Genomic DNA, 13,025 nt, shown 5'->3' with positions numbered 1-13,025 from the left:
AAACGGAGAATAGTTGAAAAGCCCTAATGAAGGGGTTGAGGGCGCCCCTCAACGCGCCCCGCCAGGCCGTCGGCTCAAGCCGAGGCGGGCGTCTCCGAGGCGGGCGTCTTGGGGACCGGCGTCTTGGGGGCTGGCGTCTTCGGCTTGAAAACGCAGATATCGGCGATGATGCAGCGCCAGCATTCGGGCTTGCGGGCCTTGCACACATAGCGGCCGTGCAGGATGAGCCAGTGATGGCAGTTGTGCTTATAGCGCTCCGGCACCACGCGGTTCAGGGTCTCCTCGACTTTGAGCGGCGTCTTGCCGGGCGCGAGTCCCGTGCGGTTCGACACCCGGAAGATATGGGTGTCGATGGCGATGGTCGGCTCGCCGAAGGCGACATTCAGCACGACATTGGCCGTCTTGCGGCCGACCCCGGGTAGGGTCTCCAGCACCTCGCGCGAGCAGGGCACCTCACCGCCATGCTCCTCGACGAGCTTGTTGGACAGCGCGACGACATTCTTGGCCTTGTTGCGGTAAAGCCCGATGGTCTTGATCTTGTCGCTGACGCCCTCCTCGCCGAGCGCGATCATCTTCTCCGGCGAATCGGCCAGGGCGAACAGCGCAGGCGTGGCGCGATTGACCGACGTATCGGTGGCTTGCGCGGACAACACGACGGCGACGAGCAAGGTGAACGGGTCGCGATACTCCAGCTCGGTCTTGGGGTCGGGGTCCCGCGCCTCGAAGCGCGCGAACATCTCGCCGATCTGGGCCTCGGTCAGCTTCGAGCCCGGCGCCCTTCTGGCTCTGCCGGGCATTTTCGCCGGCTTTGCGTGTTTGGCTTGAGCGGTCACAGACCCTTGTCACCCCCGAGGAACGTATTAGCTTCACTGCTATGACAGAGCCATCCCCCGCTCCACAAGGTCCCGCCGACGGCGACCCCCAGTTCAGCGCCGTGCTGACGCCGAACCGCTCGCTCGGGCCGAGAGGGTTCCTGGTGTTCATGGCGGCGATCAGCACGATCTCGTTCGGCACCGGGCTGATGTTTTACTTGATGGGCGCTTGGCCGGTGATGGGCTTCATGGGCCTCGACGTGCTGCTGATCTATACCGCCTTCCGCGTCAACTTCCGCGCCTTGCGCGTGTACGAGACGGTGGACCTTACGGAGGATGCGCTGACGGTGACGCGCGTGGCGCCGAGCGGCCGCGCGCAGTCGTGGCGCTTCAATCCTTATTGGGTACGGCTCAATCTCGATGAGCGGGTGGGGCGCACATCCGAGCTGTCGATCGCCAGTCATGGCGAGCGGCTCGTGTTCGCAAGCTTCCTGACCGATCCCGAGCGGGAGGATTTCGCCAGCGCGCTGAAGCAAGCATTGCGCGAGGCGCGCTTGCCGCGCACGGCCTAAGCCGCGAGGTTGCGCTTCTCCACTAGGGTGCCGTCGGCCTTGACGCGGTAGATCACCGGCGTGGCCGTTGCGATCGAATAGTCCTGCACCTCTTCCGGCGTGAGCTTGTCGAGCTCCATGATCAGCGAGCGGAGCGAGTTGCCGTGGGCGACGACGATGACATTTTTGCCCTCTTGCAGCTCGGGCACGATCCACCTGTCGAAGAAGGGGCAGACGCGCGCGGCGGTGTCTTTCAGCGACTCGCCGCCAGGCGGTGCGATGTCGTAGGAGCGCTGCCAGACATGCACCTGGTCGGCGCCGAAGCGCTTGCGGGCTTCTTCCTTGTTGATGCCGACAAGCTGGCCGTAGTCGCGCTCGTTCAAGGCCGCGGCCTTGACGGTGGGAAGCTTCCCCTGGCCGAGCTCTCCAAGGATGATGTCGAGGGTGTTGTGGGCGCGTTTTAGCGTCGAGGCGAAGGCGCTGTCGAAGACGAGCCCTTCTTGCTTGAGCAACTGTCCGGCCCTGTGAGCCTCGGCCTCGCCCTCCTCGCTCAGCCCCACGTCCTTCCAGCCGGTGAACATGTTGAGCCGGTTCCACTCGCTCTGTCCGTGGCGGACGAGCACCAGCACGTTGTCGGACTTCCGCGGCTTTTCGCTTGTTTTTTGGAGCATTTCCCTTGGAAGGCGCCCTGTCATCGCGTTTCCGGCGGCCGAAGCGGGCCTTACTGGCCCCTCTCGGTCGCACGCCAATATAGGCGATGAAAGTTAAAAGCCAGCGTCAGCATCGCCCCTCTTTTGGGCCACTTTCCGACTGTGCGGAAGGTTTTAGGCGGTTCCGCATGGTCTTGCCAATGGTGGTGCCCCAGATATCAACGAGCCCGTCACAATCCGAGCACGTCGGCCATGGAATAGAGGCCAGGCGGCTTGCCTCTGGCCCAGAGCGCGGCGCGGACTGCTCCGCGGGCGAAGATACCGCGGTCCGAGGCGATATGGGCGAGCTCGATCCGCTCGCCGGGCCCGGCAAAGATCACCCTGTGCTCGCCGACCACGTCGCCCCCACGGAGCGCGGCGAAGCCGATATCGCCCTCCCGGCGGGGGCCCGTGTCTCCGTCCCTGGTTTTGACGCTCTTTTCCGCGAGCGAGACGCTGCGGCCCTTGGCGGCGGCGTCGCCCAGCATCAGCGAGGTGCCCGAAGGGGCATCGCGCTTGTGGCGGTGATGCATTTCGAGGATCTCGATGTCGAACTCGGGGCCGAGGGTCTCTGCCACGCGCGCGGTGAGCGCGGCCATGAGGTTCACGCCCATGCTCATATTGCCGGCCTTGACGATGGTGGCGTGCCAGGCGGCCGCGTCGAGCTTGGCGAGATCGTCGCCGGAAAAGCCCGTGGTGCCGATCACATGAACGATGCGAGCTTGCGCCGCGAGGGCGGCGAACTCGACCGTGGCCTTGGGCAGCGTGAAATCGAGCACCCCGTCAATGCTGGCAAAGAGCGGCAGCGGATCGTCGGTGATAGGAACTCCAAGCGCTTCGAGGCCTGCGACCTCGCCGATATCCTGGCCAAGCGCGGGCGAGCCCTTGGTCTCCAGTCCGCCGGCGACCTCGCAGCCCGGCGTCTCGGCCAGCGCCCGGGTCAGCGCCTGACCCATGCGCCCGGCCGCGCCCAGAACCGCGATCCTCATGTCACTCATGGCGAACCGGCCACCTTTGCTGCGATGAAGCCCCTGCCGTGATAAAACGGCCGCTTGAAGTCTCCGCGTGGTTCTAGGACGGCGCGGGGCCGGTCACAAGTCGCAAGCGTCGGCCTGATATGGATCAAACCAGATGATAAGCGCGCGCCATTGCGCTTTCGGCTTGGCCCTCGTGCTGCTGTCGTCCGCGGCCTCGGCCAAAACGATAAAGAGCGTCTATACGCCGCTCGCGCTGAAAGCGTGCGAGAACGTCACGCCGCCGGAGGCCGCCGAGTATGGCGGGGTGTTCCTCTGCAAGGGCCTTGGCGGCCTGGACGTGCGCGTGGCGGAGGGGGACTTACGCATGTTCGTCTCCTATGGCCCCGACGCCGCCGCGCAGACTGCGGCGCAGCAGACAGTGCCGGCATTCAACACAACCGGCGAGACGCTCGAATGGCGGCTGGCGGATGGAGAGCCGTTCGCGACGATCCTGCGCTTCCACTGGGATTCTGACGGCGCCAAGGGCTCGACGCTGGTCGTCACCAAGCTCGGCGAGACGGACGCCTGTCACGTGGCCCATATCCAAGCGGCCGGAAACCCAAACGCCAACGGCTTGGCACGCGAGATCGCCGACGCTCAGGCGCGGGGTTTCGATTGCAAGCGGGACCGGCTCCGGACCTACGGCCCAGACGGCAAACAGATCGACTAGAGCACGAACGGACTAAGCGACGAGGGGGCGGTCCAGCGGCGGAGGCGCGTCGAGGGGCGTATCGTCTTCGTCGTTCTCCGAGATCTCGGCCTCGGGCCGGCCGTAATAGTAGCCCTGCACCTGATCGCAGCCCCACTTCCTGAGCATGGCGGCTTGACCTTCGGTCTCCACGCCTTCGGCCGTGATTGTGACGTGCAGCGATTGGCCGAGGCCGACAATGCTCGACACGATGGCGCTCGTCTGCGGGCTGGTCCCCAACGTGTCGATGAAAGAGCGGTCGATCTTGATCTTCTTGACCGGGAAACGGGTGAGGTAAGAGAGGCTCGAATAACCGGTGCCGAAATCGTCCATGGCGATGGAGACGCCGAGCTGATCGAGCCGGGTCAGGGTGTCGATAACCGATTCGGTGTTCTGCAGGATGATGCCTTCGGTGATCTCGAGCTCGAGACGGTCGGGTTCAAGTCCTGTCTCGGCCAGCACGCGGCGCACCAGGCTGTAGACATCCTGGGTCTTGAACTGGGCGGGCGAGAGGTTGACGGCGAGCTTGGTATCGAGCGGCCACGTGGTGGCGTAGGCGCACGCCGTTTTCAGGATCCATTCGCCGAGCGGCACAATGAGGCCCGTCTCTTCGGCGATCGGAACGAAGGTGGTGGGCGGAATCTCCCCTTCGGAGGGATGCCACCAGCGGACCAGGGCCTCGTAGCCGGTCAACTTGCCGCTCTCCAAGTCGAATTGCGGCTGGTAGTCGAGATAGAGTTGGTTCTTGCGCAAGGCGCTGCGGAGATCGTTCTCCAGACGGCGGCGTTTTTGAAGCGCCGCGTCCATGGCCGGCTCGAAGAAGCGGAAGGTGTTGCGGCCGTCTTCCTTGGCGCGATAGAGCGCGAGATCGGCGTTCTTCAACAGCGCGTCGTTTGGCTCGGTGTCGAGAGGGCCAAGGGCAATCCCGATGCTGGCCGAGGTCGTGACCTCGTGGCCGTTCACCTGGTAACCGGCGCCGAGCGCATTGCAGAGACGGCGGGCGAGCCGCATGGCATCCTCGGGCGTCTCGATCTCCTCGGCGACGACGGCGAACTCGTCACCACCAAGCCTGCCGACGAGATCGACCTCGCGAATATTCTCCTTCAGGCGCGCGGCGACTTCCTCCAGCAACGCATCGCCGGTCGCATGGCCGAGCGTGTCGTTCACTTGCTTGAAGCGGTCGAGGTCGAGACAGAACACCGCGACGATATTGCCGTGGCGCTTGGCGCGCGCCACCGCACGGTCGAGATGCTGGCGGAACTGCACCCGATTGGGCAGCCCGGTGAGGGAATCGTGCAAGGCCAGGAAGTGGATCCTGTCCTCGGCGTGCCAGCGTTCGCGGATGCGCCGCGAGGCGATGGCCGCCGGCACGGAGAAGCCCATGACAATGAGGAGGCTCGTGGTCAGCGTCGCCACGGTGAGCGCCATGCTGGTGATAGAGGCGGCGGCCGTCTGGTCGACGGCGAAGGCATAGACGCGCGAAATCTTGCCGTCTTGCGTGACGGGCACGAAGGCCATACGCAAATTGTCTTCGCCAGAAATGTCAGCAAGTTCGACGGTATCGTCACGGACCGCCTTGGCGAGCGCCGTTCCGGCGCCGCTTTCGAGAATGTCGGATAGGGCGTCGGGCGAGAGGCCGCCGCCGACCGCCAATGCCTGGCCCTTCGGCGTCATTACGGCAAAGCCGTCCATTTGACTGACGTACTCGCCACTCTTCTCGTCGAGATTGCTGAGGAACCAGCCGCGGGTGAGCCGATTGAACCCGTCGATCAGCGCGAAGCCGTCTCCGCTAAAGCTTGAGCGTGCGGGGAGGGTGATCGCCTCCTGAGAACCGGCGGCCAGCTCATCGAGTGCCGTGGCGTTCAAGGCTTGGATGTCGGGCGTGGCGCTGTCCGCCGCGTCGCTTTGCGGACTACGCAACTGCGCATCGATCTTTCCGCTCCAGGCGAGCGCCGCTTCCCGGGCGTCCCGGCCGAGAACGTAGTTGATGGACGATCGGCCCGTCAGGACGCCGGCAATAACGGTAAAGAGACCCAGGGTCACCAGACCTGCCATGATCCAACGGTCGCGTGCGCCAACCTCTGTCATTTTTGCGAAATCCCATTGCCAATTTGGAAGTCGCAAAATTAAGGGAAGGTCGTTAAGGCGCACCCAACGCTTGCGGTAAACGAGGTCTTAAGAGACCTCAGGCCCAGGCGAAGGCAATCTTGCGCAGCGTGGTGTCGCCGAAGCTCTCCGCCCCTTCGGCGATGGGCTTGCCCCCTAGGCGGAGATAGAAGCCGCAGGCCGCCTCGTTGTCCGCGAGGGCCCACACCAGAAGGCCTTTGACGCGCATTTCGCCGAGCCGCAAGCGGGCGCCGTCGAACAGCTTGGTGCCGAGTCCGAGGCCTTGATAGGTGGGGTGCAGATACAGCTCGAAGATCTCGCCTTGATAGGCCGTGCGCGACATCCGGCAGCGGCCGAAGGTCACATAGCCCGCGGCCTCGCCGCGGAAGTCGAGCACCAGCAACGGCGCGCGCTTGTGCAGACTTTGCTGCCACCAGCGTAAGCTGCGCCGGGCGAGCATGCGCTCAAGAGACAGATGCGGAATGATGCCCTGATAGGCGCCGCGCCATGCGTCCTCGTAGGCCGATGCGAGGGCGGGTGCGTCCTTGGGCCGTGCCGGCCTGATGTGAGCAACATCGACGGACATAATGGGAGCCTAGCGCAGGATCGATGCGCCGGGCAAAGGGGACGTTGGCGTTATCCAGCCCTTCGCGCTTACGCCACCGCTTCGGCGCGCTGGCGCTCGGCCTTTTTGCGCTCGTTCGGATCGAGATGGCGCTTGCGCAAGCGAATCGATTTTGGCGTGACCTCGACCAGCTCGTCGTCCTCGATATAGGCCAGCGCCTTCTCTAGAACCATGCGCAAAGGCGGGGTCAGGCGTACCGCCTCGTCCTTCGAGGTGGTGCGGATATTGGTGAGCTTCTTGCCTTTAAGCACATTCACCTCGAGATCGTTGCCGCGGCTGTGCTCGCCTACGATCATGCCGCGATAGACGCGGGTGCCGGGGTCGATCATCATCGGCCCGCGGTCTTCCAGGTTGAACAGCGCATAAGCCACGGCGTCGCCCTGGTCGGTGGAGATCAGCACGCCGTTGCGCCGTCCCTGGATCGGACCCTTGTGCGGGGCGTAACTGTGGAACAAACGGTTCATGATGCCGGTGCCGCGCGTGTCGGTGAGAAGCTCGCCCTGATAGCCGATGAGGCCGCGGGTCGGCGCGTGGAACACGAGACGCTGGCGTCCGCCGCCGGACGGCTTCATCTCGACGAGATCCGCCTTGCGCTCGGACAGCTTCTGCACGACGGCGCCCGAGTGTTCTTCGTCGAGGTCGATGACGACCTCCTCGATGGGCTCGAGAAGCTGGCCGGTCTCGTCCCGGGTGAGCAGCACCCTGGGCCGCGAGACCGAGAGCTCGAAACCTTCGCGGCGCATGGTCTCGATCAAAATGCCGAGCTGGAGCTCGCCACGGCCGGCGACCTCCATGGAGTCACGCTCCTCGGACTCGGAGACCTTCAGCGCCACATTGCCTTCGGCCTCGCGCAACAGCCGGTCGCGGATCATGCGCCCGGTGACCTTGGAGCCTTCAGTACCGGCGAGCGGCGAGTCGTTCACCCGAAATGTCATGGAAAGCGTAGGTGGATCAATAGGTTGTGCTGGAAGCGGGGTGTCGACCTCAGGCGCGCAAATGGTGTGGGCGACGGTGGCGCTGGGCAGTCCGGCGAGCGAGACGATGTCGCCGGCGGATGCTTGGTCGAGGCTGGCGCGCTCGAGACCGCGAAAGGCGAGCACCTTGGACACGCGGCCCTGCTCGACAACGTCGCCTTTGTGGTCGAGCACTTTCACCATCTCGTTCGGCTTGATCGTGCCTGAGGTAATGCGCCCGGTGACGATGCGGCCGAGATAGGGATTGGCTTCGAGAATCGTCCCGATCAGCCGGAAGGGACCGTCCTCGATGGTCGGCGGCGCCACGTGGCGCAGCACGAGATCGAAGAGCGGCAGCATGCCCTGGTCCTTTGGGCCTTCGGGGCCTTCGGCCATCCAGCCTTCCTTGGCTGAACCATAGAGAATCGGAAAGTCGAGTTGCTCCTCGCTGGCATCGAGCGCGGCGAACAGGTCGAAGACCTCGTTCAGCACCTCGTCGGGGCGGGCGTCGGGGCGGTCGACCTTGTTGATGACGACGATAGGCTTGAGGCCCATCTTGAGCGCCTTCGACACGACGAACTTGGTCTGCGGCAGCGGACCCTCGGCGGCGTCCACCAGCACCAGCGCGCCGTCCACCATGTTGAGGATGCGCTCGACCTCGCCGCCGAAATCCGCATGGCCCGGCGTGTCGACGATGTTGATCCGGGTGCCGTTCCAGACGACCGAGGTGGCCTTGGCGAGGATGGTGATGCCGCGCTCGCGCTCCAGGTCGTTTGAGTCCATGGCGCGCTCGTCCACGCGCTGGTTGTCGCGGAACGAGCCGGACTGCTGGAGTAGGCGGTCGACCAGGGTCGTTTTCCCATGATCGACATGGGCAATGATGGCGATATTGCGAAGCTGCATGTTCGGGGGTGTCTTTCGGCCGCGAAGCGGCAGTTGTTGCAGCGCAATATAGTGATTTTGTCCGCAGGCGCAATGAGGGCGCTAAACGGGAACGTCTCGGCCCCGGAACGCGTTGGCGCTGCATGACCGAGCGTGGAAAAGCCCATCTCGACCGCATCTGGGAGGTCATCGGCAAGGCCGGCATCTGCATGATGACGACCCACTTCCCGGACGGCCTGCGCGCCCGCCCCATGGAGGCGCGGGCGGAGCGGAAGACCGACGCCATCTGGTTTCTCACCGACCGGCGCGGGCTCAAGGACGACGAGATCGAGGCCTGCCCGGAAGTGTGCCTGACCTTCTTTCACGCACCGGAAAAGGTCTATCTGTCGCTCACGGGCGACGCGTCCGTGTGCCGCGATCCCGAGCGCGCGCATGCCCTATGGAACAAGAAACAAGAAGCCTGGTGGAACGGACCCGACGATCCCAATCTCCTTGTCCTGCGCGTCGACCTCAAGCGCGCGGAGATGTGGGACGGGCCGGCGAACTCAGCGATCGCCGCTCACGAGTTCGCCAAGGCGCGGACTAGGGGCGAGAAGCCCGACCTCGGCGAGAACCGCAAGGTCTCCGTCGATATGGAGTAGCGTCCGGGAGCTTCCGCGAAGGACTTTATGCAGCACAACTCAAGGCTGTTGCGCGAAGCCAAACGTTCACCACAAGACACGAGATCGCGGGACTTTCGCGCGCGCGATCCTTCAGGGTGAAACCCTGTCACCAAACGGGGGTCCATTCACAATGGCCAAGAACGACAAAGAATGCGTCGATCGGATCTGGGAAGTCATCGAGAAGGCGCGCGTCTGCATGATGGCGACGCAGTTCGGCGACGGGGTGCGCGTGCGGCCCATGGAGGCGCTTCCCGAGCGCGACGAGAACGTGATCTGCTTCATCACGGACCGGCGCGGTTTGCGAGAGCACGCGATCGAAGTCTCCCCGGAGGTCTATCTCACCTTCGTCTACCCAAATGAGAACGTGTACCTGGCTCTGACCGGCGAAGCGTTCGTGATCAACGACGCCGATTGCGCCGCGCGGCTTTGGGATCGGCAGCAGGACGGCTGGCTAAGCGGACCCGACGACCCCAACCTGATGATCATCCGCGTCGAGCTGTGGCGGGCCGAGATGTGGGACGGCCCGGCAAACTCAGCCGTCGCCGACTTCCAGTTCGCCAAAGCGCGGCTCTACGGCATCAAAGCCAATCTCGACGAGAGCGAGAAGGTCAGCGTCGAGCTTTAGCGTCCTGCACGCTAGCGCCCGATTGGGGCACCCCCGCGGAAATCGTTGCAGCAGCGATCGCAATTGGCGCAGAGTTCCTCCGCCCTTTCAAAGGCGATGGAGTCTTCCGTGCACGAAACCATGCAGCCGCCCTATGGGCCGGCGCCCGCGCCGCTCGCGGGTCCAGAGCTTCCCTCCTTCCGCTACGCGCTTGGCGAGACGCCAACCAAGCAGTTCGACGGAGGCACCGCCAAGGAGGCAACCGTCGTCCAGTTCCCGGTGTCGGACAAGCTCGCCGGCGTCTACATGACGCTCGAGGCGGGGGCGGTGCGCGAGCTCCATTGGCATGCCAACGCGGCGGAGTGGGCTTACATGATCGACGGCCGCGCCCGCGTCACCACCATCGATCCGGAGAACCAGGCGGAGGTCGTGGATTTCTGGGCGGGCGACGTATGGTACTTCCCGCGCGGCCACGGCCATTCGATCCAAGGGCTCGACGGCGGCTGCACCTTCATCCTGGTGTTCGACAACGGCTACTTCTCGGAGTTCGGCACGTTCTCGATCACCGACTGGCTGGGACACACACCGCATGAGGTGCTGGCCAAGAATTTCGGTCTGCCGGTTGCGGATTTCGCCAAGTTTCCCAAGAAGGAGGTCTATATCGCCAAGGGGCCGGTGCCACCGCCTCTGCCGGAGGATCCTATGCCCGGCTCCCTGAACGCGCCGCCGCTCACCCATCGCTACCGGCTTTTGGCGCAGGCGCCCGAGCCGTTCCCCGGCGGCGAGATGCGCATCGCCTCGGAGATCGAGTTTCCCATCTCCTCGACGATGACCGGCGCGCTGCTGACGATTGCGCCGGGCGGCATGCGCGAACTCCATTGGCACCCGAACGCGGCTGAGTGGCAGTACTGGCTGAAGGGGACCGGGCGGATGACCGTGTTCGGCTCAGGCGGCCGGGCGCGCACCGACGAATTCGGCGCTAGCGACGTAGGCTATGTGCCGCAAGGTTATGGCCACTACATCGAGAACACGGGCAAGGACGATCTCGAACTGCTCGTCGTGCTCAACAATGGGACCTATCAGTCGGTCTCCATCACCGCCTGGATGGCCGGCACGCCCGACCTGCTGCTCGCCACGAATTTCGGTGTGAAGCAGAGCGTTTTCGAGAAAATGCCGGGCGATGCGGTGATCATGTCCGATTAGCGTCCTGCTTCGGCCATGGCTTTTCCCTAGGGAAAGAGCGCCTTGCGGTAAGCACAAGGCATTGAACTTGATAAATTTTAACCCATCCTGGCAACTGCCGGTACTATTCAGTTTGACACCTTTGGCGCCCCCCCCGGTGCCAATGATTCCGCCGCCACAATGAGCGGCGCTCCATTGCTAGCTCACGACTGGCATTTTCTTACGAAGGAGGCTCCATGTGCGGCGTAGCGGGTGTGGTCGACCTCAAAGGCCGGCGAAAGCCCGATCAGGCCACGCTGGAGCGTATGGCCGCCGCGCTCACCCATCGGGGTCCCGACGATGACGGCTTCCTTGTTGCGTCCGGCATCGGCCTGGCCAACCGGCGTCTGAGCATTGTCGGCGTGAGCGACGGGGCACAGCCGATCTTCAATGAGGATCAGAGCGTCGCCGTTGTGTGCAACGGCGAGCTGTTCGAGTTCCCCGAGTGGCGGGCTGAGCTGGAAGCCAAGGGGCACGTGTTCCGGACCCATAGCGACGTCGAGATCATCGTCCATCTCTACGAGGAATACGGCGAGGGGTTCATCGGGCGCCTTACGGGCCAGTTCGCCTTCGCTTTGGTCGACTTCAAGCGGCGGAGCGTGCTGCTGGCGCGCGACCGGGTCGGCATTTGCCCCCTGTTCTGGTCACGCCAGGGCGACTTTCTGTATTTCGGTTCCGAGATCAAAGCGCTGCTCGCCTCGGGCACCGTCACGCCCAAGGCGGACCCGCGCGGTCTCGACCATCTCTTCACCTTCTTCGCCCTTGGCGGGCGCCGCACCGTGTTCGACGGCGTGCAGGCGCTGGCGCCGGGTCATTGTTTGAAGATCGCCTGGGGCAGAGACGACAAGGCGGCCACACCAGTCGAGACCAAATATTGGGACTTCGACTTTCCCGATTGGGGCGAGGAGGACGATCCCGCCGATGAAGAGGCGGGCATCGACGCTTTCGAGGAGGCGTTCGCCCGCGCCGTCGAGATCAGGCTGCGGGCCGACGTGCCGGTGGTCGGCTATCTCAGCGGCGGCGTGGACTCTGCTTATGTGCTGGCAACCGCCGCGCACGTCTCCGGCAAGCCGCTGCCGAGCTTCACCTTGCGGGTGCCCGATCCTCGTCTCGATGAGACGACACAGGCGCTCGAAGCCTCCGGCGCGATCGGCGGTCTGTCAACTGTGGTCGACGCCGGCGCCGGCATCATCACCGACAATTACGCGGCGCTCACCACGGCGGCGGAATGTCCGGTGCTCGACACGTCCTGCGCCGCGCTGCTGGCGCTGTCGCGCGAGGTGCGGGCGCAAGGCTACAAGGTGGTGCTCACCGGCGAAGGCGCCGACGAGGCTTTTGCCGGCTATGTCTGGTACAAGATCCGGGAAATCGCTCGCCGTCTCGACATCGGCGACGCCTTCCGCCCAAGCACGGTGATCAGCCGCGCGGCGCGCAAATGGGCCGCGCGCGATCAAAGCTTCGCCGAGTTGGCCCGCATCGACGGCATGATCGGCGGACCGCACGCGCAGTCCATCCTCTACAATCTCGTGGCGCGCTCGCGCGGCCGCTATTACAGCGCCGGGATGAAGGAAGAACTCGGGTCCCATGTGGCCTATGAGGATCTCGACTTCGATACCCAGCGCATGGCGCGGTGGCATCCGCTGAATCGCTCGCTCTATCTCGGCTACAAGGTCCATCTTCCGGGCCTCCTTTTGGGCTCGAAGGGCGACCGCGTGGCGATGGCGAACAGCGTGGAGACGCGCTACCCGTTCCTCGACGAGAACGTGATCGCGCTCGCCGCGCGCACCCATCCGCGGTGGAAACTTCGGCCCATGCTCAAGGATAAATATTTGCTGCGGCAAGCCGCCTTGCGCCGCCTGCCTCGCGACGTCGCCTTGCGGCCGAAGAACATGTTCCGTGCGCCCACGGCCGAGACCTTCCTGATCGATCCGCCCGCTTTCGTGCGCGATCTGCTGAGCCCGGAGAGTCTGGCGCGGACCGGCTATTTCGATGTGGAGGCGGTCGAGCGGGATTGCGCGCTGGTGGCCCGGGCCGAGGGCGATAAGCTCGGCGTGTTCGATAGCCTCGGTCTCGGCGGCGTGGTCGCCACCCAGCTTTGGCATCACCTCTATCTCGGCGGAGATTTGTGCGAGCTGCCGAATCTCGACTACGCACCCAAGGCTGCGCCGCCTGCACGCCAGCCGCGGGCTCTCGCCGGCGGCGCGGCGGCGCCCTAG

At 64.6% G+C, this 13,025-nt stretch carries 12 protein-coding genes; 6 read left to right on the top strand and 6 right to left on the bottom strand.

The window, feature by feature from the left end; all coding sequences use genetic code 11:
• Nucleotides 1-74 precede the first annotated feature (74 nt).
• A complete protein-coding gene (nth, locus tag ACSLE4_RS02140; protein WP_435902846.1) occupies nt 75-797 on the bottom strand; it encodes an endonuclease III in 723 nt (240 codons plus the stop codon).
• Nucleotides 798-874: 77 nt separating this feature from the next.
• Between nth and ACSLE4_RS02135 the strand changes: the two genes are divergently transcribed.
• Nucleotides 875-1,384 carry a DUF2244 domain-containing protein gene (locus ACSLE4_RS02135; protein WP_435902845.1) on the top strand — a complete coding sequence of 170 codons (510 nt, stop codon included), beginning with the start codon at nt 875-877 and terminating at the stop codon, nt 1,382-1,384.
• On the opposite strand, the gene ACSLE4_RS02130 is transcribed toward ACSLE4_RS02135, so the two are convergent.
• Both ACSLE4_RS02130 and dapB read right to left on the bottom strand, forming a co-directional pair.
• Nucleotides 1,381-2,034, bottom strand: coding sequence for a 2,3-bisphosphoglycerate-dependent phosphoglycerate mutase (locus ACSLE4_RS02130; protein WP_435902844.1), 654 nt, complete (start codon nt 2,032-2,034; stop codon nt 1,381-1,383). The two genes, ACSLE4_RS02135 and ACSLE4_RS02130, sit on opposite strands and share 4 nt — an antisense overlap.
• A gap of 209 nt (nt 2,035-2,243) precedes the next feature.
• Nucleotides 2,244-3,041 (bottom strand): 4-hydroxy-tetrahydrodipicolinate reductase, encoded by a 798-nt coding sequence (dapB, locus tag ACSLE4_RS02125; protein WP_435902872.1) that lies wholly within the window; start codon nt 3,039-3,041, stop codon nt 2,244-2,246.
• Nucleotides 3,042-3,183: 142 nt separating this feature from the next.
• On the opposite strand from dapB, the gene ACSLE4_RS02120 reads away from it, so the two are divergent.
• Complete coding sequence (locus ACSLE4_RS02120) at nt 3,184-3,738, top strand: hypothetical protein (protein ID WP_435902843.1); 555 nt, start codon at nt 3,184-3,186, stop codon at nt 3,736-3,738.
• Between the two features lie 12 nt (nt 3,739-3,750).
• Here the strand turns inward: ACSLE4_RS02120 and ACSLE4_RS02115 are convergent, their stop codons facing one another.
• The 3 genes from ACSLE4_RS02115 to typA form a co-directional block, all read right to left on the bottom strand.
• Nucleotides 3,751-5,844 carry a putative bifunctional diguanylate cyclase/phosphodiesterase gene (locus tag ACSLE4_RS02115; RefSeq protein ID WP_435902842.1) on the bottom strand — a complete coding sequence of 698 codons (2,094 nt, stop codon included), beginning with the start codon at nt 5,842-5,844 and terminating at the stop codon, nt 3,751-3,753.
• Between the two features lie 97 nt (nt 5,845-5,941).
• On the bottom strand, nt 5,942-6,448 hold the full coding sequence (locus ACSLE4_RS02110) for an N-acetyltransferase family protein (RefSeq protein WP_435902841.1): 507 nt from the start codon (nt 6,446-6,448) through the stop codon (nt 5,942-5,944).
• 68 nt (nt 6,449-6,516) lie between these two features.
• The gene (typA, locus tag ACSLE4_RS02105) at nt 6,517-8,343 is read right to left on the bottom strand and encodes a translational GTPase TypA (RefSeq protein ID WP_435902840.1); all 1,827 of its coding nucleotides are present in this window, start codon (nt 8,341-8,343) and stop codon (nt 6,517-6,519) included.
• Between the two features lie 122 nt (nt 8,344-8,465).
• Here typA and ACSLE4_RS02100 point away from each other — a divergent pair, with 122 nt between their 5' ends.
• The 4 genes from ACSLE4_RS02100 to asnB all read left to right on the top strand — a co-directional run bounded on the left by ACSLE4_RS02100 (nt 8,466) and on the right by asnB (nt 13,025).
• Entirely contained in the window at nt 8,466-8,963 is a 498-nt protein-coding gene (locus tag ACSLE4_RS02100) for a pyridoxamine 5'-phosphate oxidase family protein (RefSeq protein ID WP_435902839.1), read from the top strand.
• A 151-nt stretch (nt 8,964-9,114) separates the two neighbouring features.
• The gene (locus ACSLE4_RS02095) at nt 9,115-9,609 is read left to right on the top strand and encodes a pyridoxamine 5'-phosphate oxidase family protein (protein ID WP_435902838.1); all 495 of its coding nucleotides are present in this window, start codon (nt 9,115-9,117) and stop codon (nt 9,607-9,609) included.
• A gap of 108 nt (nt 9,610-9,717) precedes the next feature.
• Complete coding sequence (locus ACSLE4_RS02090) at nt 9,718-10,791, top strand: cupin domain-containing protein (protein ID WP_435902837.1); 1,074 nt, start codon at nt 9,718-9,720, stop codon at nt 10,789-10,791.
• Nucleotides 10,792-11,006: 215 nt separating this feature from the next.
• Nucleotides 11,007-13,025 (top strand): asparagine synthase (glutamine-hydrolyzing), encoded by a 2,019-nt coding sequence (gene asnB, locus ACSLE4_RS02085; RefSeq protein WP_435902836.1) that lies wholly within the window; start codon nt 11,007-11,009, stop codon nt 13,023-13,025.

The sequence above is a fragment of the Methyloceanibacter sp. genome, assembly GCF_051306395.1.
Lineage (GTDB): Bacteria > Pseudomonadota > Alphaproteobacteria > Rhizobiales > Methyloligellaceae > Methyloceanibacter.
Note: the sequence above shows the minus strand (reverse complement) of the source record. Positions and strands in the feature narration are given on the sequence as shown.

Bases quoted from the DNA above. Each gene is read 5' to 3' on its own strand.
- ACSLE4_RS02110 (WP_435902841.1), bottom strand. From the start codon at position 6,448: ATGTCCGTCGATGTTGCTCACATCAGGCCGGCACGGCCCAAGGACGCA.
- dapB (WP_435902872.1), bottom strand. From the start codon at position 3,041: ATGAGGATCGCGGTTCTGGGCGCGGCCGGGCGCATGGGTCAGGCGCTG.
- ACSLE4_RS02130 (WP_435902844.1), bottom strand. From the start codon at position 2,034: ATGCTCCAAAAAACAAGCGAAAAGCCGCGGAAGTCCGACAACGTGCTG.
- ACSLE4_RS02115 (WP_435902842.1), bottom strand. From the start codon at position 5,844: ATGACAGAGGTTGGCGCACGCGACCGTTGGATCATGGCAGGTCTGGTG.
- typA (WP_435902840.1), bottom strand. From the start codon at position 8,343: ATGCAGCTTCGCAATATCGCCATCATTGCCCATGTCGATCATGGGAAA.
- asnB (WP_435902836.1), top strand. From the start codon at position 11,007: ATGTGCGGCGTAGCGGGTGTGGTCGACCTCAAAGGCCGGCGAAAGCCC.
- ACSLE4_RS02095 (WP_435902838.1), top strand. From the start codon at position 9,115: ATGGCCAAGAACGACAAAGAATGCGTCGATCGGATCTGGGAAGTCATC.
- nth (WP_435902846.1), bottom strand. From the start codon at position 797: ATGCCCGGCAGAGCCAGAAGGGCGCCGGGCTCGAAGCTGACCGAGGCC.
- ACSLE4_RS02135 (WP_435902845.1), top strand. From the start codon at position 875: ATGACAGAGCCATCCCCCGCTCCACAAGGTCCCGCCGACGGCGACCCC.
- ACSLE4_RS02120 (WP_435902843.1), top strand. From the start codon at position 3,184: ATGATAAGCGCGCGCCATTGCGCTTTCGGCTTGGCCCTCGTGCTGCTG.
- ACSLE4_RS02100 (WP_435902839.1), top strand. From the start codon at position 8,466: ATGACCGAGCGTGGAAAAGCCCATCTCGACCGCATCTGGGAGGTCATC.